This window comes from Pseudomonas frederiksbergensis, from assembly GCF_017114915.1.
GTDB classification, from domain to species: Bacteria; Pseudomonadota; Gammaproteobacteria; order Pseudomonadales; family Pseudomonadaceae; genus Aquipseudomonas; species Aquipseudomonas frederiksbergensis_I.
In genome coordinates this window covers 26,158-49,509 of the sequence record NZ_JAAUOE010000024.1, presented here as the reverse complement: position 1 = coordinate 49,509, position 23,352 = coordinate 26,158, and the positions used below count along the sequence as shown (strand labels likewise).

At 60.5% G+C, this 23,352-nt stretch carries 22 protein-coding genes; 13 read left to right on the top strand and 9 right to left on the bottom strand.

Annotated features, from left to right (window positions below):
• Nucleotides 1-55: 55 nt before the first annotated feature.
• The gene (gene katG, locus HCU66_RS17630) at nucleotides 56-2,296 is read right to left on the bottom strand and encodes a catalase/peroxidase HPI (protein ID WP_205889683.1); all 2,241 of its coding nucleotides are present in this window, start codon (nucleotides 2,294-2,296) and stop codon (nucleotides 56-58) included.
• Between the two features lie 362 nt (nucleotides 2,297-2,658).
• A complete protein-coding gene (locus HCU66_RS17625) occupies nucleotides 2,659-3,552 on the bottom strand; it encodes a LysR family transcriptional regulator (RefSeq protein ID WP_205889682.1) in 894 nt (297 codons plus the stop codon).
• A gap of 128 nt (nucleotides 3,553-3,680) precedes the next feature.
• On the opposite strand from HCU66_RS17625, the gene HCU66_RS17620 reads away from it, so the two are divergent.
• From HCU66_RS17620 to sthA, 5 genes are all read left to right on the top strand, one after another.
• Nucleotides 3,681-5,096, top strand: a complete 1,416-nt coding sequence (locus tag HCU66_RS17620) for an MFS transporter (protein WP_205889681.1) — start codon at nucleotides 3,681-3,683, stop codon at nucleotides 5,094-5,096.
• 84 nt (nucleotides 5,097-5,180) lie between these two features.
• Complete coding sequence (locus HCU66_RS17615; protein WP_205889680.1) at nucleotides 5,181-6,155, top strand: quinone oxidoreductase family protein; 975 nt, start codon at nucleotides 5,181-5,183, stop codon at nucleotides 6,153-6,155.
• Between the two features lie 28 nt (nucleotides 6,156-6,183).
• Entirely contained in the window at nucleotides 6,184-7,110 is a 927-nt protein-coding gene (locus HCU66_RS17610) for a LysR substrate-binding domain-containing protein (protein WP_205889679.1), read from the top strand.
• 107 nt (nucleotides 7,111-7,217) lie between these two features.
• Nucleotides 7,218-8,267, top strand: coding sequence for an FAD:protein FMN transferase (locus tag HCU66_RS17605; RefSeq protein WP_241015551.1), 1,050 nt, complete (start codon nucleotides 7,218-7,220; stop codon nucleotides 8,265-8,267).
• A 208-nt stretch (nucleotides 8,268-8,475) separates the two neighbouring features.
• A complete protein-coding gene (gene sthA, locus HCU66_RS17600; RefSeq protein WP_205889677.1) occupies nucleotides 8,476-9,870 on the top strand; it encodes a Si-specific NAD(P)(+) transhydrogenase in 1,395 nt (464 codons plus the stop codon).
• A gap of 42 nt (nucleotides 9,871-9,912) precedes the next feature.
• Here sthA and HCU66_RS17595 read toward each other — a convergent pair whose 3' ends face one another.
• Together HCU66_RS17595 and HCU66_RS17590 are read right to left on the bottom strand one after the other, a co-directional pair.
• Nucleotides 9,913-10,635, bottom strand: coding sequence for a glycerophosphodiester phosphodiesterase family protein (locus tag HCU66_RS17595; RefSeq protein ID WP_205889676.1), 723 nt, complete (start codon nucleotides 10,633-10,635; stop codon nucleotides 9,913-9,915).
• A 13-nt stretch (nucleotides 10,636-10,648) separates the two neighbouring features.
• Complete coding sequence (locus HCU66_RS17590; RefSeq protein ID WP_205889675.1) at nucleotides 10,649-11,230, bottom strand: PilZ domain-containing protein; 582 nt, start codon at nucleotides 11,228-11,230, stop codon at nucleotides 10,649-10,651.
• Between the two features lie 94 nt (nucleotides 11,231-11,324).
• On the opposite strand from HCU66_RS17590, the gene HCU66_RS17585 reads away from it, so the two are divergent.
• The 3 genes from HCU66_RS17585 (at nucleotide 11,325) to HCU66_RS17575 (ending at nucleotide 14,576) form a co-directional block, all read left to right on the top strand.
• Entirely contained in the window at nucleotides 11,325-12,575 is a 1,251-nt protein-coding gene (locus HCU66_RS17585; RefSeq protein ID WP_205889674.1) for a lipoprotein-releasing ABC transporter permease subunit, read from the top strand.
• Nucleotides 12,576-12,582: 7 nt separating this feature from the next.
• Nucleotides 12,583-13,266: a lipoprotein-releasing ABC transporter ATP-binding protein LolD gene (lolD, locus tag HCU66_RS17580; RefSeq protein WP_205889673.1), complete on the top strand. Its 684-nt coding sequence runs from the start codon at nucleotides 12,583-12,585 to the stop codon at nucleotides 13,264-13,266.
• 65 nt (nucleotides 13,267-13,331) lie between these two features.
• The gene (locus HCU66_RS17575; RefSeq protein WP_205889672.1) at nucleotides 13,332-14,576 is read left to right on the top strand and encodes a lipoprotein-releasing ABC transporter permease subunit; all 1,245 of its coding nucleotides are present in this window, start codon (nucleotides 13,332-13,334) and stop codon (nucleotides 14,574-14,576) included.
• A gap of 118 nt (nucleotides 14,577-14,694) precedes the next feature.
• On the opposite strand, the gene HCU66_RS17570 is transcribed toward HCU66_RS17575, so the two are convergent.
• Complete coding sequence (locus HCU66_RS17570) at nucleotides 14,695-16,041, bottom strand: heavy metal sensor histidine kinase (protein ID WP_205889671.1); 1,347 nt, start codon at nucleotides 16,039-16,041, stop codon at nucleotides 14,695-14,697.
• Complete coding sequence (locus tag HCU66_RS17565; RefSeq protein WP_205889670.1) at nucleotides 16,041-16,721, bottom strand: heavy metal response regulator transcription factor; 681 nt, start codon at nucleotides 16,719-16,721, stop codon at nucleotides 16,041-16,043. Before HCU66_RS17565 ends, HCU66_RS17570 begins: the two co-directional genes overlap by 1 nt.
• A gap of 153 nt (nucleotides 16,722-16,874) precedes the next feature.
• Here HCU66_RS17565 and copI point away from each other — a divergent pair, with 153 nt between their 5' ends.
• Together copI and queF are read left to right on the top strand one after the other, a co-directional pair.
• Nucleotides 16,875-17,411: a copper-resistant cuproprotein CopI gene (copI, locus tag HCU66_RS17560; RefSeq protein ID WP_205889669.1), complete on the top strand. Its 537-nt coding sequence runs from the start codon at nucleotides 16,875-16,877 to the stop codon at nucleotides 17,409-17,411.
• A gap of 61 nt (nucleotides 17,412-17,472) precedes the next feature.
• Nucleotides 17,473-18,303: an NADPH-dependent 7-cyano-7-deazaguanine reductase QueF gene (gene queF / locus HCU66_RS17555; RefSeq protein ID WP_205889668.1), complete on the top strand. Its 831-nt coding sequence runs from the start codon at nucleotides 17,473-17,475 to the stop codon at nucleotides 18,301-18,303.
• Nucleotides 18,304-18,389: 86 nt separating this feature from the next.
• On the opposite strand, the gene HCU66_RS17550 is transcribed toward queF, so the two are convergent.
• Together HCU66_RS17550 and HCU66_RS17545 are read right to left on the bottom strand one after the other, a co-directional pair.
• A complete protein-coding gene (locus HCU66_RS17550; protein ID WP_205889667.1) occupies nucleotides 18,390-18,653 on the bottom strand; it encodes a DUF4404 family protein in 264 nt (87 codons plus the stop codon).
• 125 nt (nucleotides 18,654-18,778) lie between these two features.
• A complete protein-coding gene (locus HCU66_RS17545; RefSeq protein WP_205889666.1) occupies nucleotides 18,779-19,399 on the bottom strand; it encodes an HAD superfamily inactivated hydrolase PcrP in 621 nt (206 codons plus the stop codon).
• Nucleotides 19,400-19,585: 186 nt separating this feature from the next.
• Here HCU66_RS17545 and HCU66_RS17540 point away from each other — a divergent pair, with 186 nt between their 5' ends.
• From HCU66_RS17540 to rssC, 3 genes are all read left to right on the top strand, one after another.
• On the top strand, nucleotides 19,586-20,275 hold the full coding sequence (locus tag HCU66_RS17540; protein WP_205889665.1) for an MlaA family lipoprotein: 690 nt from the start codon (nucleotides 19,586-19,588) through the stop codon (nucleotides 20,273-20,275).
• A 336-nt stretch (nucleotides 20,276-20,611) separates the two neighbouring features.
• Nucleotides 20,612-21,793: a two-component system response regulator RssB gene (gene rssB / locus HCU66_RS17535; RefSeq protein ID WP_008076016.1), complete on the top strand. Its 1,182-nt coding sequence runs from the start codon at nucleotides 20,612-20,614 to the stop codon at nucleotides 21,791-21,793.
• Nucleotides 21,793-22,275, top strand: coding sequence for an anti-sigma factor antagonist RssC (gene rssC / locus HCU66_RS17530; RefSeq protein WP_007935262.1), 483 nt, complete (start codon nucleotides 21,793-21,795; stop codon nucleotides 22,273-22,275). The genes rssB and rssC overlap by 1 nt, the downstream gene beginning before the upstream one ends.
• A 115-nt stretch (nucleotides 22,276-22,390) precedes the next feature.
• On the opposite strand, the gene tal is transcribed toward rssC, so the two are convergent.
• Nucleotides 22,391-23,317: a transaldolase gene (gene tal, locus HCU66_RS17525; protein WP_205889664.1), complete on the bottom strand. Its 927-nt coding sequence runs from the start codon at nucleotides 23,315-23,317 to the stop codon at nucleotides 22,391-22,393.
• Nucleotides 23,318-23,352: the final 35 nt, after the last annotated feature.

The window sequence follows — 23,352 nt, the reverse complement described above, 5'->3', positions numbered from 1 at the left end:
CAGCAAAAAGCACAACGCCTCCACAGAGGGAGGCGTTGCGGGTTTTCAGAAACAGTTACTTAAGATCGAAGCGATCCAGATTCATCACTTTGGTCCAGGCCGCCACGAAGTCCTTCACAAATTTCTCCTTCGCGTCGTCGCAGGCATAGACCTCCGCCAATGCCCTCAACTGCGCATTCGATCCAAACACCAGATCGACACGTGTCCCTGTCCATTTAAGGTCGCCGGTTTTGCGGTCGCGCCCTTCGAACTCTTCATTGGCCTGCGACACCGGTTTCCATTCCACGCCCATGTCGAGCAGGTTTTTGAAGAAGTCGTTGGTCAACGCTTCCGGCTGTTGGGTGAACACACCGTGTTGGGTTTGGCCGACGTTGGTGTTCAGCACGCGCAGGCCGCCGATGAGCACGGTCATTTCTGGCGCGGTGAGGGTCAGCAGTTGCGCCTTGTCGATCAACAGGGCCTCGGCTGGTACGCGGTAGCGGGTTTTGAGGTAGTTGCGGAAGCCATCGGCGGCGGGTTCGAGGTAGCCGAAGGATTCAACGTCCGTTTGCTCTTGCGAGGCGTCCATGCGTCCCGGTGTGAAAGGCACCGTCACGGTCTGGCCGGCATTTTTTGCTGCTTGTTCGACGCCGGCACAACCGGCCAGCACGATCAGGTCGGCCAGGGAGATTTTCTTGCCGCCGGTTTGCGCGCTGTTGAACTCGTTCTGGATGCTTTCGAGTTTCGCCAGCACGCTCGCCAGTTGCTCGGGCTGGTTGGCCTGCCAGGATTTCTGCGGAGCCAGGCGCAGGCGACCGCCGTTGGCGCCGCCGCGTTTGTCGGAGCCGCGGAAGGTGGAGGCCGCAGCCCAAGCGGTGGTTACCAGTTGCGAGACGGTCAGGCCGCTGGCCAGGAGCTTGCCTTTGAGTGCGGCGATGTCGCTGTCGTTGACCAAGGGGTGGTCGACCGCCGGAATCGGGTCTTGCCACAGGAGTACTTCGTTGGGCATTTCCGGGCCCAGGTAGCGCGAGAGTGGCCCCATGTCGCGGTGGATCAGCTTGAACCAGGCGCGGGCGAAGGCGTCGGCCAACTGATCCGGATTGGCCAGGAAGCGCCGCGAAATCGGTTCATAGATCGGGTCGAATCGTAGCGACAGGTCCGTGGTCAGCATGGTCGGGTTACGCCGCTTGGACGGGTCGTGAGCATCCGGAATGATGCCCGCGCCAGCACCACCTTTCGCGGTCCACTGGTTGGCGCCCGCCGGGCTCTTGGTCAGTTCCCACTCGAAGCCGAACAGGTTTTCCAGGTAGTTGTTGCTCCACTTCGTGGGCGTGGTGGTCCAGGTCACTTCCAGGCCACTGGTGATGGTGTCGCCGCCTTTACCGCTGCCGAAGGTACTCTTCCAGCCCAGGCCCTGTTGTTCAAGGCCAGCGGCTTCGGGCTCGGGACCGACGTTGTCGGCAGGGCCGGCGCCGTGGGTTTTGCCGAAGGCGTGGCCGCCAGCGATCAGCGCCACGGTTTCTTCGTCATTCATGGCCATGCGCCCAAAGGTTTCGCGGATGTCTATCGCTGCAGCGACCGGGTCCGGGTTGCCTTCCGGGCCTTCCGGGTTGACGTAGATCAGGCCCATCTGCACGGCGGCGAGCGGGTTCTCCAGGTTGCGTTCGCCGGGTGCTTGAACGGCTTCTTTGTCTTTGCCGTAGCGGACGTCACCGCCCAGCCACGTGCTTTCGGTGCCCCAGTAGACGTCTTCATCCGGTTCCCAGACGTCTGGCCGACCACCGGAAAAACCAAAGGTCTTGAAGCCCATGGACTCCAGCGCCACGTTGCCGGTGAGGACGATCAGGTCGGCCCAGGAGATGTTGTTCCCATACTTTTGCTTGATCGGCCAAAGCAGCCGGCGCGCCTTGTCGAGGCTGACGTTGTCCGGCCAACTGTTGAGCGGCGCAAAGCGCTGCTGGCCGGAACCGGCACCGCCACGACCGTCACCGACGCGGTACGTGCCGGCGGCGTGCCAGGCCATGCGAATAAACAATGGTCCATAGTGACCGAAGTCCGCTGGCCACCAGTCTTGCGAATCGGTCATCAGCGCATTCAGGTCTTGTTTGAGTGCCTGAAAGTCCAGTTTTTTGAACGCTTCGGCGTAGTTGAAGCCCTTGTCCATGGGGTCGGACAGGGGCGAGTGCTGGTGCAGGATTTTCAGATTCAGTTGGTTGGGCCACCAATCGCGGTTCGTCGTGCCACCGCCAGCGGCGGCGTGTTTGAACGGGCATTTCGATTCATTTGCCATGTATGCGCTACCTTTGGTCGTGTTCATCCGGCTATCCGGCCCGGGGTTGGGCACGCAATAGCGACGAGCGAAATCAATGACATAGGCTGCAGCCGTGCGATCAATTGATCGTCGTGGTCACACGGGAAATCCGGATAGCGGCAATCGAGTTGCCAGCACGGTGGCCCACGGCAAGCCTAGTACGCTTTCAGACTCATTCGTATCTTTTCTCAGGTCTTAACCGGCCGGCTTACGCCAGCGCTCCAATAAGGGTAGACGCCTATAAAGCAGTCAGCTAATAGGGGGAGTATTGGGGGGTGATAGGCAGCGTCTTTTACTTGAGCCATGGAAGATGGAGCCGAGCAAAGATCGCAGCCTTCGGCAGTTCCTACACAGGGTGGGTGTTTACATCAGGATTGCGCACAAACCTCTCGAACACATTCACGCAACCACCGGTGCGCTGAGTCGGCATCCATCCGTGGATGCCAGAGCATCGAAATGGTGATCGGCGGCAGCTCGAACGGCAGCTCGAAACTGTGCAGACTGGTGCGCAGGTTTCGGGTATGTCGGGCGGGCACGGTGGCGATCAGGTCCGAGGCGCGAGCCAGTGCCAGGGCGGCCGAGAAGCCGCCGACGACGGTGACGATCTCCCGCTGCAGTCCCAGCGCGTCCAGGGCTTGATCCATCGGCCCCTTACCGAGCCCGCGCCGTGAGACCAGGATGTGCCGGCCTGCGGCATAAAGGGAGGCGCTGATCTCGTCCTGGCTCAACGAGTGCCCCATACGAACGACGCCGATGAAGCGATCTTCGAACAACGCGCGGGTGCGCACTTCCGGGCTGGTCGTGCCGCCGACCACACCGGTTTCCAGATCGACGGAACCGTCGCGAAGCGCGGCGCTGTCCTTGCTTGGCTTCTGCACAAAGTGCAAGCGCACGCCGGGGGCTTGCTCGCCGACGCGGGCAATCAGCGACGGGCCGAAGTTTTCGACAAAACCGTCACTGGTGCGCAGCGTGAATGTTCGTACCAGTTGCTTGAGGTCGAGCTGTTCGGCGGGGCGCAACACCGCTGCGGCGTCTTGCACCAATCGACTGACGTGCCCACGCAACTCGAGCGCTCGGGGCGTCGGCACCAGCCCGCGTCCGGCCCGGACCAGCAGCGGGTCGCCCGTCGTTTCGCGCAACCGCGCCAGCGCCCGGCTCATGGCCGACGGGCTCAGCCGCAGTCGTTGGGCGGCGCGGGCGACGCTGCCTTCGGCGAGCAGCACGTCCAGGGTAATCAGCAGATTGAGGTCGGGAGTTGTCATGGCGCAACGTTAGCACGGCGCGGGGCTGACATGGCGTCAAACGCATCTATCAAGTGCAAATGCTGCGCCTTCCGCCTTGTCACGCGCGGGCATACGCTGCTGATCTACCTTTCAGACGTGGCCAGACAATGAAATTCATCGCTCAATCAGGTTCGGTGCATTGGGCACTCGCCAGCCTTTCGCTATCGATGTTGATGCCTTCACTCGACACCAGCATCGCCAATGCGGGATTGCCGACGTTGGCCGAGGCATTCGATGCATCCTTCCAGCAAGTGCAGTGGATCGTTCTGGCGTATCTGCTGGCGATCACCACGCTGATCGTCAGCGTCGGACGGCTCGGTGACATCGTCGGCCGTCGGCGCTTGCTGCTGGCGGGCATCGCCATTTTTACCCTGGCATCGCTGGCCTGCGGTGTGGCGCCGTCGCTTGGGTGGCTGGTCGGCGCCCGGGCGGTGCAGGGGCTGGGGGCGGCGGTCATGCTGGCGCTGACCGTGGCGTTTGTCGGTGAAACGGTGCCGAAAGAGAAGACTGGCAGCGCCATGGGATTGCTCGGAACGATGTCGGCGATCGGCACCACCCTGGGGCCGTCGCTCGGTGGGATGTTGATCGCCGGCGTTGGCTGGCAGGCGATTTTTTTGATCAACGTGCCGCTGGGTGTGCTGAATATCTGGCTCGCGTATCGCTATTTGCCTGCGGATGTTCAGCGGGCGAAAGCGGGGCGGGTGGGGTTCGACAAGGCAGGCACATTGCTGCTGGCGCTGACGCTGGCGGCGTATGCGTTGGCCATGACGACCGGTGATCTGGGGCCGATGAACATTGCGTTGCTGCTGACGGCTGTTTTAGGCGGTGGGCTTTTCATCGTCGTTGAAGCCAGGGTGGCATCGCCGCAGATCAAATTGGCGCTGTTGCGCGAGCCGGGCTTGAGCGCCAGCCTGGCCATGAGCACGCTCGTTTCGACGGTGATGATGGCGACCTTGGTGGTCGGGCCGTTTTATCTCTCGGGTGCGCTTGGCCTCGGCACGGCACTTGTCGGTTTCGCCTTGTCGGTCGGCCCGTTGGTGGCTGCGTTGACCGGCGTGCCGGCCGGCCGCCTGGTGGACCGTTTTGGCAGTCGGCGCATGACCCTGGTCGGGCTCGCGGCAATGGCGCTCGGCGCGGGTGCTTTATCGATGATGCCGGCGGGATTGGGCCTTCTCGGTTACCTCGCGCCCATCGCGGTGATCACCGCCAGCTATGCATTGTTTCAGGCGGCCAACAACACCGCGATCATGACCGACATCCGTGCGGACCAGCGTGGCGTGATTGCCGGCCTGCTCAGCCTGTCGCGCAATCTGGGCCTGATCACCGGGGCCTCGGTGATGGGCGCTGTGTTTGCGCTTGCCTCGGCCACGACAGACATCAGCACCGCATCTCCTACAGCCGTGGCCAACGGTATGCGGATAACGTTTGCCGTCGCCGTGGTGTTGATCATCGTGGCCCTTGTTGTCGCCTTGGCGCAGCGAGTTTCACCATGCTGCACTGTGTGCAGCAATGAACTGCAGTGAAGCTGTATTGTTCGCCTGAAATCGAATGCCGATACTTCTCGCACATCGCGCAGATGGGCTGCGCTGAAGTGAGGGAATCTGGCAATGGTTTCAGTCGTTCGTATCGCACACACCGGCGCGCCTGAAGTGATGAATATCGAGAAAGAGACGGCGCGTGAACCGGGGCCGGGTGAAGTCTGGCTGGAGCAAGAGGCGATTGGCGTCAACTTTCTCGATGTGACCCAGCGCAACGGCGCCGTACCGCTGCCATTGCCGTCGGGGCTGGGGCTTGAAGGGGCGGGCCGGGTTGCCGCCATCGGCGCGGGGGTGAGCAACGTCAAGGTGGGTGACCGGGTGGCGTACGCAACGGGGCCTATTGGTGCTTATGCCAGTGCGCGGTTGTACCCGGCTGAGCGGCTGGTGCCGATTCCCGATGCGTTGACGGCTGAAGAGGCCGCCGCGGTGTTGTTCAAAGGCATTACCGCGCAGTACCTGCTCAAGACGACTTATCCGGTCGGCCCCGGCACCATCGTGGTTCTGTATGGCGTCGCGGGCGGTCTTGGGCAGATCATGGCGACGTGGGCCAAACACCTGGGGGCTTTTGTCATCGGCATTGTGTCCCGGGCCGAGAGCGTCGAGACAGCCAAGGCGCTGGGTTGCGATGCGGTGCTGGTGTTCGATGCCCGGACGCTCGCCGCGGATGTCGCGAAGATCACCGACGGCAACAAAGCCGATGTGGTCTACGATCCCATCGGGCGCGTGTCGTTCGAAGCGTCCCTCGACTGCCTGCGACCGCGTGGGTTGATGGTGTCTTTCGGGGCCTCCTCCGGGGCGCCGACAGCGGTCGAACTGGCCACGCTCAATGCCAAGGGCTCGTTGTTCCTGACCCGTCCTTCACTGGGCGCACACACTGCCGACATCACTGAATACCGGCAACGGGCCAATGATGTACTGGCCGCGGTCGAGGCGGGCATAATCAAGCCCGGCATCTGGGGCCGCTATGCGTTGGCCGATGTGGCCAAGGCCCATGCCGATCTGCAAGGTGGCCAATCTCGCGGAACGATTGTCCTCAAACCCTGACTGCCTCTATCTGAAAGAAGAGTGTTTCGTGAACCCACTGGACAGCCGACATATCGATGAAATTGCCGCGCTGCTTGCGGTCGCTTCGGCGCATTCATTCGTGGCCGCCGGGCGCCTGCTGCAACGTCATCCGACGGTGATTTCAAAGCGCCTGGCGGCCATGGAAAAGCGTTTGGGCGTGCGGCTGATGGAGCGTACGACGCGTCAGGTGCGCTTGACCGATGCCGGCAACCGCCTCGTCGAACGTCTGCGCTCTGCGACGGGGTTGATCATCGAGGCCGAACAGGAAGCGTCACTGGGCGCCGCGCAGGTGCGCGGCGTTTTGCGCCTGGCTTTTCCCGCCGCGATGGGGCGCCTTTGGCTGGCGTCGATGTTGCCGGAATTTCTGGCGGCTCATCCGCTGGTGTCCGTCGAGGTGGATTACAGCGATCGCGTCGTCGACATCATTGCCGAAGGATTCGACGCGGCGATTCGTATCGGCGAATTGAACGACAATCGCCTGGTGGCGAAGAAGCTCAGCGATCATCGCCGCATCCTCTGCGCTTCACCCGCCTATATAGAGCAGCACGGTTTACCGACCAGCCCGAAGCAACTGACCGATCACAATTGCCTGGGCTTTACCGGCCTGGCGGCGTTCCCTGAATGGCGCTTGTCCAAGGGCGATCGGCACGAGAAGGTCATCACCAGGGGAACCTTGACCTCCAATGACGGTGAGTCGTTGCTCGCTGCGGCCAAGGCCGGCGTCGGTATCCTGGGCGCCGGCGAGTGGCTGATGAGCCGGGAGACCGCCAACGGCCAGTTGGTGCGCGTTCTGCCGGAATGGGATCTGGACGCCCAGGGCGGAATTTATCTGGTGCGCGCATCAGCTGCGTTTACACCGGCGACCCTCACGGCTTTCAAGGAATGGCTTGAGGCCAGATTCGTGCAAGGGCCACCTTGGCTGCGTGCCGTTTGACAGCCATGTAGGAGCGGGCTTGCCCGCGAAGGCGATCAATCAGGCACCGTTTCTCGTCTGACAGGCAGCTGAGGCAGGCCTCGCTCCCATGCATTCTGAAGCCCATAATGGCGGGCGCGGTTTTGAGGGGAGATGAAGATTTGTTAACTGGACGGTGGGGTGGACTTGTAGTGCTGGCCGGTGTTTTGTCCGGTTGCGGCAACGGTGACAGTCTGGAACGCTTCGACGGCCCGACCATGGGCAGTCGTTATTCCATTCAATACGTAAGACATGCCTCTACGCCCGGGCCGAAAGCGGTGCAGGCCGAAGTGGAAAATATCCTCGCCCAAGTGGATCGACAATTCTCGACCTATCGCAGTGACTCCGACATCGAGCGCTTCAACAATTTGCCCGCCAACCACTGTCAGAAAATGCCCACGCCGGTCCTCGATTTGGTCCGCGTTGGTGAGCGATTGTCTTTGCAAAGTGAAGGCTCCTACGACCTGACGGTGGAACCACTGCTCAACCTCTGGGGATTTGGCCCGCAGGCGCGTGAGGAAAAAGTTCCGAGCGCCGAAGCGCTGGCCGAGGTGCAGCAGCGCGTCGGTTATCGTCACTTGCGCATCGACGGCGACCGGTTGTGCAAGGACGCCGCCGTCGAGGTCGACTTCAACAGCATCGCGGCCGGTTACGCGGTCGACACGATTGCCGCAAAACTCGAAACGCTGGGCATCCACAACTACCTCGCCGAAGCCACCGGCGAACTCAAGGCTGTCGGTAAAAAACTCGACGGCTCACCGTGGCGCATCGCTCTGGAAGAACCCCGCGATGACCAGCAAGTGGCCAAGCGCATCATCGCCGTCGACGGCTACGGTGTGTCCACCTCCGGTGACTACCGTAACTATTTCGAGCAGGGTGGTCAGCGCTACTCCCACACCTTCGATGCCCGCACCGGTGCGCCGGTCCTACACACCCTGGCGTCAGTCACGGTGATTCATCCTTCAGCGCTGATGGCCGATGGCTTATCGACGCTGTTGCTGATTCTTGGCCCTGAACGGGGTTGGGACTATGCCCAGACGCATGACATTGCTGCATTCTTTGTGATTCGTGCCGATACAGGTTTTGTCACTCGCACCAATCAGGCTTTTGAGCGCCTGACGGGTGAGAAAACCGAGTGATTGCGCCAGCAAAAGCATTTTTCGATGGCTTTGTAGTGCAGGCAAAACTAGCCTACGACGCGACCAAGGGTTAATGTGCGCGGCGTTGACGCTTCTATAGACTGTGTCCGGGTTCTGCACTGGCCCCAAATTGTTCCTTCACGCCGCCGAATCGGCGTGATTTAGCCGCAGGTGCCGAGGGCGCCGCGGCCTGTTCTGAGGAGTACGCATGGCTGTCTACAACTACGATGTGGTGGTGTTGGGTTCCGGCCCGGCGGGAGAAGGCGCGGCAATGAACGCCGCCAAGGCAGGGCGCAAGGTGGCGATGGTCGATAGCCGTCGCCAGGTCGGCGGCAACTGCACCCACCTGGGCACCATCCCGTCCAAGGCCTTGCGTCACTCGGTCCGGCAGATCATGCAGTTCAACACCAACCCGATGTTCCGGGCCATCGGTGAGCCGCGCTGGTTCTCGTTCCCGGACGTGTTGAAAAGCGCTGAAAAAGTCATCTCCAAACAGGTCGCCTCGCGCACCGGCTACTACGCCCGTAACCGCGTCGACGTGTTCTTCGGCACCGGCAGCTTCGCCGACGAGCAAACCATCGAAGTGGTCTGCGCCAATGGCGTGGTCGAAAAACTGGTGGCCAAGCACATCATCATCGCCACCGGCTCGCGTCCTTATCGCCCGGCGGACATCGATTTCCATCACCCGCGTATCTACGATAGCGACACCATCCTCAGCCTCGGCCACACCCCGCGCAAACTCATCGTTTACGGCGCCGGCGTGATCGGTTGCGAGTACGCCTCGATCTTCAGTGGTCTGGGTGTATTGGTTGAACTGGTGGATAACCGTGGTCAGTTGCTGAGCTTCCTCGACTCGGAAATTTCCCAGGCCCTGAGCTACCACTTCAGCAACAACAACATCACGGTTCGTCACAACGAAGACTACGACCGCGTCGAAGGCGTGGACAACGGCGTGATCCTGCACCTCAAGTCCGGCAAGAAGATCAAGGCCGATGCCTTGCTCTGGTGCAACGGCCGTACCGGCAACACCGACCAGTTGGGTCTGGAAAACATTGGCGTGAAAGTCAACGGCCGTGGCCAGATCGAAGTGGACGAGGCCTATCGCACCTGCGTGCCGAACATTTATGGCGCCGGTGACGTGATCGGCTGGCCGAGCCTGGCCAGTGCCGCCCATGACCAGGGCCGTTCGGCCGCTGGCAGCATCGTCGATAACAACAGCTGGCGCTTCGTCAACGACGTGCCGACTGGCATCTACACCATTCCGGAGATCAGCTCGATCGGCAAGAACGAGCAAGAGCTGACTCAGGCCAAGGTGCCGTACGAAGTCGGCAAGGCGTTCTTCAAGAGCATGGCGCGGGCGCAGATCGCTGGCGAGCCTCAGGGCATGCTGAAGATCCTGTTCCACCGCGAGACGCTGGAAGTGCTGGGCGTTCACTGCTTCGGTTATCAGGCGTCGGAGATCGTGCACATCGGTCAGGCGATCATGAACCAGCCGGGCGAATTGAACACCCTGAAGTACTTCGTCAACACGACGTTCAACTACCCGACCATGGCTGAAGCCTATCGGGTAGCGGCGTACGATGGCCTCAACCGGCTTTTTTGAGCGGCTCCGGCCGGTGGCCTGAGCCGGCCGGGGAGACCGATTTCAGCAATTCTCGAGCGTGGCGATGGCCAAACCGGGAAAGTCTGTAATCAGGCTGTCAACGCCGAAGTCGGCGAGTCTGCGCATCAGCGCGGGCTCGTTGACTGTCCACACCGACACATGCAGCCCCTGACGCTGCGCCTTCTGCAGGCGTTCCGGCGTACACAGGGTCCAGTTCAGCGCCAGCATCTCACAGCCATAGTTTTGCGCGACCTTCAGCGGGTCGAGCCAGGCGTATTCGGCCACCAATCCGCGAGACACGTCCGGCACCAGGTCCAGCGCGGCTTTCAATACTTCGCGTGAGCTCGACGTGATCGTGACCTTGTCTCGCATGCCGAAACGCTGGGCCAGTTCACGAATCGCCAGCACGGTGGTCGCGGCACGGGTGCGTGAAGCGCTTTTGACTTCCAGCTGCCAGTGCTCGAAATCGCATTGTTCGAATAATTCTTCCAGCGTTGGAATCGGGCAGGGCTTGATCCAGCCCGGGCCGCCCTTGCGCGCGTCGTAGGTCACCAGTTCGGCGGCCGTGTGTTCGGCCACTTTGCCGCGCCGGTCGGTAGTGCGTTTGAGGGTCGGGTCGTGGATGACCATCAACTCGCCGTCCTTGGACAGGTGCAGGTCCAGTTCGCAGCGACGCACGCCGTGGCTGAGGCATTGCTGAAAGCTGGTCAGGGTGTTTTCCGGTGCTTCGCCCTTGGCGCCGCGATGGCCGTAGATGAGAGTCACGGTTCTTCCTTAATTAATGGCCGGTTTCGTTTTGTTCGCGCGCCAGGCGTCGTTCTTGTGCCTGTCGCTGCAAGATGTAGCGGGCCAGCAGTTGTCGCTGGGCATCGGACAGGTATTGGAACTCGGTGCCGACGTTGTAGCCGTCGCCCTTGCGGTCGCAATGGGTGACGCGTGCCCGTAACAACAGGCCAAGGGCTTGCGGCATCAGCACCAGCTTGACCGACAGGTGCGCGCCGATGGCGATGGGCGTCGGATGCTGAAAGTCGATGCCGCCTTCGGAGATGATTACCGGCTGCGGCTCGCCGATCTGTCCGAGTACGGTCAGGGCGACCACCTGACTGAGCAGATCGATGCGTTTGTTCTGGGATTTGAGGAACGCGGCGATGGTCCGGTCGCGTTCGCTGATCTGGCGAAGCAGGTGTTGCGACTCGAATTCGCTCAGGTGCAGTTCACTGAGCAGGTTGAACAGCGGGGAAGCATCCTGCAACACTTCCTGGCCTGCGGCTTCGGGAGCAGACAGGGGCTGAATTTCCAGTGCGATCGTGTCCTCGATACGGTAGTATTCGCGGCGATCTTCTTCATCTAATGTCGACATGGCGAACCCATGGTAGCGGCGGTGGTCTGAGTGTAAAGCTGGTTATCGACCCCCGCCACAAGGACGTTCCTTTTCCCTCCGAACAAGCCCCGACATGTTCAGACCTCTCTTCGTATTTATCGGCACGCGTTATACCCGTGCAAAGCGTCGCAATCATTTTGTGTCATTCATTTCCCTGACCTCGATGATCGGACTCGCCCTTGGCGTGGTCGTGATGATCGTGGTGCTGTCGGTCATGAACGGCTTCGATCATGAGATGCGCACCCGCGTGCTGGGCATGGTGCCCCACGCGACCATCGAGTCCGGTGAGCCGATCAGCGACTGGCAAAGCCTGGCCGCCAAGGTCAAACAGAACCCGCAGGTGACGGCGGTTGCGCCCTTCGTCCAGATGCAGGGCCTGCTGACCAACAACGGCAAGGTTTCCAAAGTGCTGCTCAATGCCATCGACCCTGTGCAGGAACGGCAGGTATCGATCATCGATAACTTCATGCAGCAGGGCAAACTCGACGACCTGGCGCCAGGCAGTTTCGGCATCGTCATCGGCGACAAGGCCGCGACCAAGCTCGGCGTGGCGATCGGCGACAAGCTGACGTTTGTCGCGCCGGAAGTCACCGTGACCCCGGCCGGGATGTTCCCACGCATGAAGCGCTTTACCGTGGTCGGCATCTTCCATGTCGGCGCCGGTGAGCTGGACGGCTACCTGGGCCTGACCAATCTGCAGGATCTGGCGAAGCTGCACCGCTGGAAACCGGATCAGGTCCAGGGCCTGCGGTTGAAGTTCGACGACCTGTTCCAGGCGCCGCGCACCGCGTGGAGCATCGCCCAGCAGCTCGGCGAAGACCAGTACTACGCCCGCGACTGGACCCGCACCCACGGCAATCTGTATCAGGCGATCCGCATGGAAAAAGCCATGATCGGCCTGCTGTTGCTGCTGATCGTCGCCGTCGCCGCGTTCAACATCATTTCCACGCTGGTGATGGTGGTGAACGATAAGAAGGGCGACATCGCGATCCTGCGCACCCTGGGCGCCACGCCGGGTTCGATCATGGCGACGTTCATGGTTCAGGGTACGGTCATTGGCGTGGTCGGTACGCTGATCGGCGCCGTGGTCGGGATCTTCGCCGCGCTGAACGTCAGCGCTGCGATCTCGGCCCTTGAAGGGCTGATCGGCCACAAGTTCTTGAACGCCGACGTGTATTTCATCGATTACCTGCCGTCGCAAGTGCAGAGCCAGGACGTGTTGATGGTCTGCGCGGCCGCGTTGGTCCTGAGTTTCCTCGCCACCCTGTATCCAGCCTGGCGTGCCGCGCGCACCCAGCCTGCGGAGGCGCTACGTTATGAGTGAGTCGGGCATGAGTGATAAAGCAATCTTGAGCTGCCGCAACCTGGGCAAATCCTACGTGGAAGGCCCGGAATCGGTAGAGGTTCTGGCCGGTCTGCAACTGGAACTGCATCCGGGGGAGCGCGTGGCGATCGTCGGTACGTCGGGTTCGGGCAAAAGTACCTTGCTCAACCTGCTGGGCGGCCTCGATACGCCGACCAAGGGCAGCGTCTGGCTGGCCGGTGAAGAGCTCTCGGCACTGAACGAAAAGGCCCGTGGCCTGTTGCGCAACCGGTCGCTGGGTTTCGTTTACCAGTTCCACCACTTGTTGCCTGAGTTCACCGCGCTGGAAAACGTCTGCATGCCGCTGCTGATCGGTAAAACCGCAATCCCCGAAGCGCGTCAGCGTGCGACGACGTTGCTGGAGCGGGTAGGGCTGGGCCATCGCCTGGAGCACAAACCGGCGGAATTGTCCGGTGGCGAACGCCAGCGTGTGGCCATCGCCCGCGCCCTGGTGAACAAGCCAGGCCTGGTGATGCTCGACGAGCCGACCGGTAACCTCGACTCCCACACCGCCCAGGGCATTCAGGATTTGATGCTGGAGCTCAGCACCTCGATGCGCACGGCGTTCCTGGTGGTGACCCACGACATGAACCTGGCCCGCCAGATGGATCGCGTCCTGCATTTGCAGGAAGGTTACCTGACCCCCATCTGATTGGCTGAAACCCGGCGCACTGAACAGTGCGTCGGGTCTTTTATTTTTATACGGTGCCCCAGCGAATGTTCAGACCGTTATCGATCTTTATCGGCACGCGCTATACCCGCGCCAAGCGCCGCAATCGCTTTGTTTCCTTCATCTCGATGACCTCGATGATCGGCCTCGCCCTGGGCGTGCTGGCAATGATCGTGGTGCTGTCGGTGATGAACGGCTTCCAGCGCGAAATGAGCTCGCGCATCCTTGGCATGGTGCCCCACGCGACCATCGTCGGCGTGAACCCGATCGACGATTGGCAGCCAGTGGCCGCCGCGGCGATGAAGAATCCTGAAGTCACCGCCGCCGTGCCGTTTACCGAGATGGAAGGCATGCTGTCCTACAAGGGCACCATGCAGCCGATCCAGGTCAGCGGGGTCGACCCGGCGCTGGAAGGCAAGGTCTCGATCGTTGCCAAGCACATTGTCCAGGGGCGTCTCGACGCTTTGAAGCCGGGCGAGTTCGGCGTGGTGATCGGTGAGATCACCGCCCGGCGTTTTCGCTTGAACGTCGGCGACAAGATCACCCTGATCGTCCCGGAAGTCAGCACCGCACCAGGTGGCATCACCCCACGCATGCAGCGGCTGAACGTGGTGGGCGTGTTCAAGGTCGGCGCCGAGCTGGACGGTTCGATGGCGCTGATCCATGTTGCCGATGCCGCGCAGATGCAGCACTGGCAGCCGAATCAGGTGCAGAGCGTGCGCCTGGCGGTGAAAGACCTGTACGCCGCGCCGCAAGTGTCGAGCGACATTGCGACTGGTCTGGGCGCCGCCTACAAGGCTGATGACTGGACCCACACCCAGGGCAGTCTGTTCAGCGCGATGAAAATGGAAAAAACCATGATCGGCCTGCTGTTGCTGATGATCGTCGCGGTGGCTGCGTTTAACATCATCGCCACCCTGATTATGGTGGTGAACGACAAAGGTGCGGACATCGCGATCCTGCGCACCATCGGCGCCACACCTCGGCAGATCATGGCGATCTTCATGGTGCAGGGCACGGTGATCGGGATTGTCGGCACCTTGATTGGTGGCGTGCTCGGTGTGATCGCGGCGTTGAACGTCAGCGAACTGGTCGGTTGGATGGAGCGGGTCAGCGGGCAGCATATCTTCAGTTCCGATGTGTACTTCGTCAGCAACTTGCCGTCCGAGTTGCAGGGCGCGGATGTGGCGTTGATCTGTTCCGCCGGTTTCATCATGAGCTTTCTGGCAACGGTGTATCCGGCGTGGCGAGCGGCGAAAGTCGAGCCGGCTACCGCGTTGAGGTATTCGTAAGCCCCCAATGATCGTTCCCACGCTCCGCGTGGGAATGCCTCAGCGGACGCTCTGCGTTCGGCTCTTGGTGTGACGCAGAGCGCCACGGGCTGCATTCCCACGCAGAGCGTGGGAACGATCAGGTTCGTGGCAACTCAATCACAAACCGCGTCCACCCCTGACCCGATTCGCAACGAATCTGCCCGCCATGGGCGCGGACGATCGACCGGGTGATTGCCAATCCCAACCCCGCATGCTCACTGCTGCCCTCACGGCGCGCGGGGTCGGCCCGGTAGAAACGGTCAAACAAGCGCGGCAACAAGTCTTCGGAAATACCTTCGCCACTGTTTTCAACGGTCAGGCTCAAACCTGTCGGTTGCTCGGCAATCCTCACCCGCACCTCACCATCGGCCGGGGTGAACCGCAACGCATTGTCCAGCAAGTTGGACAGTGCCCGGCGCAACATGCTGCGGTCGCCCTGCATGCTCGCGCGGCCGTCACGGCTCAACTTCACCTGGGCGTCCTCGGCCAGCGGCGCAAAAAACTCCAGCAGCACATCCGCTTCTTCCGCCAGGTCCAGCGGTTCGCGCTTGGGCATCAGCAAACCGTGGTCAGCCTTGGCCAGGTACAGCATGTCGTTGACCAGTTGCGCCATCCATTGCAGTTCTTCGAGGTTGCTGTGCAGCGCCTCGCGGTAATCCTCAATGGGGCGAGGGCGGGTGAGGGTGACTTGGGTGTGGGTCAGCAGATTCGACAACGGTGTACGCAGTTCATGGGCGATGTCGGCAGAGAAGGCCGAGAGCCGCTGAAAAGAGTCGTCGAGGCGTCCGAGCATGGCGTTGAAGCTGTGGGCCATTTCCGCGAGTTCTGGCGGCATGTCGGCTTCTGTCAGGCGAGCGTTGAGCGATTGCGCCGACACGCCACTGGCGACCGCACTCATGCGCCGCAGCGGGCGCAAGCCACTGCGCGCCGCCCAGGCACCGAGCAGGGCGGTGGCCAGGGCCGAGAGGCCTACGGTCAGCCAGATCAGGTGTTGCATGCGCTGCAGAAAGTGTTGGTGATGGGTGATGTCCAGCAGCAACGTCAGTTGCGGTGAGTCGGGTTTGTCGAGGAACAGCGGCGCATTCAGGACGCGGTAGTCGGTGCCGTCATCGCTCACTGTCGACAGGCCTGGTTTACGCGGCAAATCTTTGGGCAAGCGGGCCGAACTGTCGTACAGCCGTTGGCCGTCACTGCCCGTGATGCGCAGCGAAAGATCGGCTTGTCGGCTCAATTCATCAGCCAGCCTGGCCTCGCTTTCGCTGGACTGAATGTCCTCCAGCGCACGGCGCAAACCAATCAGTTTGCCGTCGAGCAACTGCTGGTCCAATTCGACAAAGTGCGCCTCGCTGGCACGGCTGAACAACACTCCGGCGAACAACGACACCACCGCCGTGCAGGCCGCAAACAGCAGCGCCAGACGGCTGCTCAATGAGAGTCGGCGCATCAGGCAGGACGCTCTTCAAGGACGTAACCCATGCCGCGCACGGTATGGATCAACTTGTTCGGAAAATCGTCGTCGATCTTCAGGCGCAAACGGCGGATCGCCACTTCGATGACGTTGGTGTCGCTGTCGAAATTCATGTCCCATACTTGGGACGCGATCAGCGACTTGGGCAGCACTTCGCCCTGGCGCCGCAGGAGCATTTCCAGCAGGGCGAATTCCTTGGCGGTCAGGTCGATACGCTGACCGTTGCGTTCGACTCGGCGGCGGATCAGGTCCAGGCGCAAGTCGGCCAGTTGCAGGCTGGTGTCCTGAGGTGTGGCGCTGCCGCGACGCAGCAGGCTGCGAACCCGGGCCAGCAGTTCGGAAAAGGCGAAAGGTTTGACCAGGTAGTCGTCGGCGCCCAGTTCCAGGCCGTGGACCCTGTCCTCCACTGCGTCGCGGGCTGTAAGAAACAATACCGGCGTGTCCAGGCCTGCACCGCGCACCGCTTGCAAAATCTGCCAGCCATCGCGGCCAGGCAGCATCACATCGAGAATCAACAAGGCGTAATCGCCACTCAAGGCCAGTTGCTGGCCAGTGGTGCCATCTGCCACCAGTTCGGTATTGAACCCGGCCTCGGTCAGGCCCTGGCGCAGGTAATGGCCGGTTTTCGGTTGGTCTTCGACGATCAGCAGTTTCATGGGCGACTCGGGCAGTAGGAACAGGTGCGTTATACCGTGGGCGGCAAGGAAGCTGGTCAATATGACAAAGTTGTAATCCGTCTGTCAGGTGGCTGGCAGAACTGGCTGGTAGAGTCTCCCACAAGCTGAACCTCATCTTATTGGAGTACGACTATGTTTTTGCAAAAGCGCCTGGCATTGGCCGTTTGCTTGCTGACCCTGAGTCTGGGGCTGGAGGCCTCACCGGCGCAGTCCTACGACTTCGGTCAACCGGTCTCGGCCGCCCAGGCTACCCGCAGTGTTGAAGTCGTCATGGGTGATATGTCCTTCAGCCCCAAGACCATCGACATCAAGGCCGGGGAAACCGTGCGTCTCGTACTGGTGAATAAAGGCCAGTTGCTGCATGAATTCAACCTTGGCGACGCACAGATGCATGCCAGACATCAGCAGGAAATGCTCAAGATGCAGCAAAGCGGCATACTGATGCCTACAGGCATGAAGGCCATGGACCACGGCTCCATGGCCGGTATGGGGCACTCATCCGAAGGGCACGGGATGAAACATGATGACCCCAATAGCGTACTGGTGGAGCCAGGCAAAACCGCCGAGCTGACCTGGACCTTCACCAAGGCCACTAACCTGGAGTTTGCCTGCAATATTCCTGGCCATTATCAGGCCGGCATGGTCGGTAAACTGACAGTCAGTCAGTAAGCACTCAAAGGCGGGAGCAAAGGCTGGTAGAATCCGCTGATTCTTCAGTCAGGTTTCCGCCATGCATCCCGCAGCCGAACATTCGCCGCTGGGTAAATCCAGCGAATACATCGCCACCTACACGCCGTCCTTGTTGTTCCCAATCCCGCGCACCGCGAAATGGGCGGAGCTGGGCCTGACCGCGCAAACCCTGCCGTACAAGGGCGTGGACTTCTGGAATTGCTTCGAACTGTCGTGGCTATTGCCGTCTGGCAAGCCCGTGGTGGCGATTGGCGAATTCAGCATCCCGGCGGACTCGCCGAACATCATCGAGTCGAAGTCGTTCAAGCTGTACCTCAACTCACTGAACCAGACAGCGTTTGCCGATACTGCGAGCCTGGAAGCGACGCTGGCGAAAGACCTCTCGGCCGCCGCCGGCAAACCGGTGGGCGTGCGGGTTCGCAGTCTGAAAGAAGTCGAGGCGGAAGGCGTCGTGGTGTTGCCGGGTGTGTGCATCGATGAGCTGGACATCAGCGTCAGCAACTATGAGCATCCGCGTCCGGAACTGTTGCGTTGCGATGAATCGCGCATTGTTGAAGAGTGTGTGCACAGCCATTTGCTCAAATCCAATTGCCCGGTCACCCGTCAGCCGGATTGGGGCAGCGTGGTCGTGGAGTATCGCGGCGCGGCGCTGGATCACGCCAGCCTGCTGGAGTACATCGTGAGCTTCCGTCAGCACTCGGACTTCCATGAGCAGTGCGTGGAGCGGATTTTCCTCGACCTGCAGAGGTTGCTGAAACCGGAGAAGTTGACGGTGTATGCACGCTATGTGCGTCGTGGGGGGCTGGACATTAACCCGTATCGCAGCACCGAAGAAGTGCAACTGCCGAACCATCGGTTGGTTCGTCAATAACGAATCAATGTGGGATAGCGTTGCAGATTGCAGATATGAAAAGCCCCGCTATCGATCGATAGCGGGGCTTTTTGCATCCGGTGGGTTCAGATCCCCATGTTGCCCAACGCTTGCACGATGTTGCGCAAGGTACCGGCAAGCGTGGGATGTTCGAGTTCGAAACGCTCGACGGCCAGGTTCACATTGTCGGCGAGGTTGGTGTCCTGGGTTTTGGTTTCCAGCTCAAGCTCTAGCTCGATCTGTTGCATCAGCGCGTGCAGGTCAGCGCGCTCGGCTTCGGAAAGCGGTGGATTCTGTTCCAATTGCTCGCGCAGTTTGTTGAGCTGTTCTTGCAGTTCGCGGGCAGGCATGGCGTTCTTCCTTTTATCGATAGGCACTGGCATAGACCGCAGCAGCGCGCCAAAGGTCTACGGCTGACCTTTAGATTAATCCACTCCCGGGCAACCTGCATGCCTCCATGGGTGTGAGGCGGCGATCAGGGCTTTTCGCCCTTGAGTCGACGCAGGCGGATATCGGCCAGGCAAGTGTCGAGCTCGCCCAGATGATCGATCACCGAATGCACGCCCAGGCCGAACAAATGTACCGTCGCCTTGCCGCGCAGGTGTTCCCGCTCCTTCTGGCTCAAGGCCTGCCATTCGTTAGGCGCCAACCCGCAGAGCGAGCCGCAGGACGCCAGGCCAATGGTCCACAACCCTGCATTCAGGCCGGATTGCAGCAATCGTGGTTCGCCGCTGACCAGCACGCAACCGTCCAGACGTTCGACATTCAACGCCATCAAGGCTTGCCAGCAGGCATTCGGGGCTGGCCATGGATTGATTGTTTCCGAGTGTTGCGAAGGTTTGATCCAGGCCGGGAGTGCCGCGGCCAGGGAGTGGCTGAGGGCGGGGGGCAGTTCATCGAGCCAGGCACAGGGGATGCGTTGGCGCTGTAAACTGCAAAGGCTCTCCAAAGCGCCGGGCGTGACCTCGGCGTGTTCGGCAGAAACGGCGCCGTGCTGGTGCGTGCGGGCCCCGAAATCCACCAGGCAACCACTGAGGCCGAATAGCACGGCAGTCAGACTCGGTGCGGCAAGGGGCAAGACTTCGGCGTGCGGCATGGAAACGTCCCTGAAATAGCGATAAGGCTATTGATGGACGGTGACAGTTGAGTGACACGGATGTGAATCGCTCACAGTGCAGGCCATCGCGCACGATGCTGCCTAAACCGGGTTTTCCGTCATATACTAGCGGTCTTTGCGTCTGGGCCAAGCGCCCGTGCCAGTACAAATCCAAGGAGTTTTTCTATGCGCTGGAGCAATCGACTCGCTCAGCTTTGTATGTGTGCCAGTGTATTGCTGGTTCCGTTCGCGACTCAGGCCGCCACGGAAGAAGACCCTTGGGAAAGCGTTAACCGCCCGATCTACAAGTTCAACGACTTTGTCGACACCTACGCGCTGAAGCCGGTGGCTCAGGGCTACCGGTTCGTCACGCCGCAGTTTCTGGAAGACGGCATCCACAACATGTTCCGCAACGTCGGCGACGTGACCAACCTCGCCAACGACGTGTTGCAGGCCAAGCCCGCTGCGGCTGGCGTCGACACTGCGCGTTTGATCTTCAACACCACCTTCGGCCTGCTGGGCTTCTTCGACGTGGGCACCCAAATGGGCCTGCAACGCAACGACGAAGACTTCGGCCAGACCCTCGGTTACTGGGGCGTGGGCAGCGGCCCATACCTGATGCTGCCGTTCCTGGGCCCAAGCACCTTGCGCGATGCGCCTTCCAAGTATGTCGACGGCTACACCGGTCCGTACCGCTACATCAACGACGTGCCGGTGCGTAACTCGATCTTCGGCCTGAACATCGTCGACACCCGCGCCAACCTGTTGTCGGCCGAGAAACTGATCAGTGGCGACAAATACACCTTCATTCGCAATGCATACCTGCAAAACCGCGAATTCAGAGTCAAAGACGGTAAGGTCGAAGACGATTTTTAATCTCGACCGGTAAAACGAAGAGGGCGGCCATTGGGCCGCCTTCTTTCGTTTTGGCTCATGGGATCGATCCTTCCTTTGGGTTACGGTTTTGCCGGTTCTTATAACTCCCGGTGATTTGACAAATAAAGACGTCAAGCGACCATCGGTGTGAGCTTGAAACGCCTCGCGGATGGGAGTACCGTCTGCGCCTTAGAAGGGCACCTCTGGTGGACCGGTGAATAGGGCAAGCGCTCGAAAACGGTGCAGCAGAGAGGCTAGAAAGCGAATCCAGTAGTGTGTGCGGGGGTCCAATGCCCAGCCTGCTACGCCAACCTAATTCTGGCGCCGTTTGCCCACATGCCAAAAACCAGTGCCACGCTGCTGATAATCGATGATGACGAAGTAGTGCGCGCGAGCCTCGCGGCCTACTTGGAAGACAGTGGTTTCAGTGTCCTGCAGGCCAGCAATGGCCAGCAGGGTCTTCAGGTATTCGAGCAAGACAAGCCCGACTTGGTCATCTGCGATCTGCGCATGCCGCAGATGGGCGGACTCGAACTCATTCGCCAGGTCACCGAACTGTCGCCGCAAACCCCGGTAATCGTGGTTTCAGGCGCCGGCGTGATGAACGACGCCGTCGAGGCCCTGCGCCTGGGCGCGGCGGACTACCTGATCAAGCCTCTCGAAGATCTTGCCGTGCTCGAGCACTCCGTGCGCCGGGCCCTGGATCGTGCGCGCCTGCTGCTGGAAAACCAGCGCTACCGCGAGAAGCTGGAAAAGGCCAATCGCGAGCTCGAAGCCAGCCTGAACCTGCTCCAGGAAGACCAGAACGCCGGTCGCCAGGTGCAAATGAACATGCTGCCGGTCAGCCCCTGGAGCATCAATGAGTTCCAGTTCGCGCACCAGATCATTCCGTCGCTGTACCTGTCGGGCGATTTCGTCGACTACTTCCGGGTCGACGAGCGTCGGGTAGCGTTCTACCTGGCAGACGTTTCCGGTCATGGCGCCTCTTCAGCCTTCGTCACCGTGCTGCTGAAGTTCATGACCACGCGCTTGCTGTTCGAATCCAAACGCAACGGCACGTTGCCGGAATTCAAGCCTTCAGAGGTCCTTGGTCATATCAACCGGGGGCTGATCAGTTGTAAGCTGGGTAAACACGTCACAATGGTCGGTGGAGTCATCGATGAGGAGACAGGTTTGTTGACCTATAGCATCGGCGGTCATCTGCCGTTGCCTGTGTTGTACACGCCGGACAGTGTTCGTTACCTGGAAGGGCGCGGTCTGCCGGTGGGCCTCTTCAACGAAGCCACCTACGAAGACCACGTACTGGAATTGCCGCCAGTGTTCAGCCTGACGCTGATGTCTGATGGCATTCTGGACCTTTTGCCAGAACCCACACTCAAAGATAAAGAAGCTGCTTTGCCTCAACGGGTGAAGGCAGCGGGCGGCAGCCTGGATGGTCTGCGCCAGGTTTTTGGATTGGCCACGCTAGGGGAGATGCCGGATGATATCGCCCTGTTGGTGTTGAGCAGGAATCTTTAATGAGTACCGGTAGAATCCAGTTCGCCGAGCAGGACGGCACCTTTGTCCTGAAGTTCGTCGGTGAAGTTCGCCTGACCCTGTGTTCGGCGTTGGATGCGACTATTGAGCGGATTTTCACTGCGTTGAATTTCAACGCCATCGTGATCGACCTGACCGAAACCCGCAGCATCGACAGTACCACCTTGGGCCTGTTGGCCAAACTGTCGATTCTGTCCCGGCAAAAGGTCGGCCTGCTGCCGACCGTCGTCACCACCCACGAAGACATCACCCGTCTGCTGCAGTCCATGGGTTTCGAGCAAGTGTTCAACATCGTTGACCGCCCGATCCCATGCCCTGAATGCCTGACTGACCTGCCAGACCAGGATCAGTCCGAAGAAGTGGTGCGGATCAAAGTCCTCGAAGCGCACAAAATCCTCATGGGCCTGAACGATTCCAACCGTGAAGCGTTCCATGACCTGGTGAATGCGCTGGAGCGTCACTGACTCCCTGAAGCGGTGTGAGCCTGGCAGGCCCCAACGAAACCCAACTCCAAAATTCAGCACAAAAAAAAGGGCGAACCCATCAAGGTTCGCCCTTTTCGCATCCAGCTAACTCAAATCACAGCTTGGCCTGCAACAACGCCTCAAGCTTCTCCTGATCCCGAGCGAACTGACGAATCCCCTCAGCCAGCTTCTCGGTTGCCATCGCATCCTCGTTGGACAACCAGCGGAACTGCGCTTCATTCAAGCTCAGACGCGCTTCACCGGCATTCCCCGGCGCCAATTTACGCTCCAGCTTGCCCGTATCCGCCGCCAGCTTCTCCAGCAGATCCGGGCTGACGGTCAACCGATCGCAACCGGCCAACTGCTCGATCTGATTCAGATTACGGAAGCTCGCACCCATGACCACGGTCTTGTAGTCATTGGCCTTGTAGTAGTTGTAGATACGCGTCACCGACTGTACGCCCGGGTCATCCGCGCCGGTGTAGTCGTTGCCGGTGGCTTTCTTGTACCAGTCGTAGATACGGCCCACGAACGGCGAAATCAGGAAAACCCCAGCGTCAGCACACGCCGCAGCCTGAGCGAAAGAGAACAGCAAGGTCAGGTTGGTCTGAATGCCTTCCTTTTCCAGCTGCTCGGCAGCGCGGATGCCTTCCCAGGTCGAAGCGATCTTGATCAGCACACGGTCACGACCAACGCCGGCCTTTTCGTACAGGTCGATCAGACGGTGCGCACGCTTCAAAACGGCGTCAGTGTCGAACGACAGGCGCGCATCCACTTCAGTGGAAATACGGCCAGGGATCACTTTCAGAATTTCTTGCCCCACCGCCACACCAAAACGGTCACTGGCCAAGCCCACATCGCCCTTGCAGTCACTGACGCAAGCGTTCAGCAACTCGGCATAACCGGGAATGGACGCCGCTTTGAGCAGCAGGGAAGGGTTGGTGGTGGCGTCCACGGGTTTAACGCGAGCGATTGCTTCGAAGTCGCCGGTGTCGGCAACCACGGTGGTCATTTGTTTGAGTTGTTCCAGCTTGGAAGTCATGAGCGTGCTCTGTCCTATGGGTCTAATGACATTAC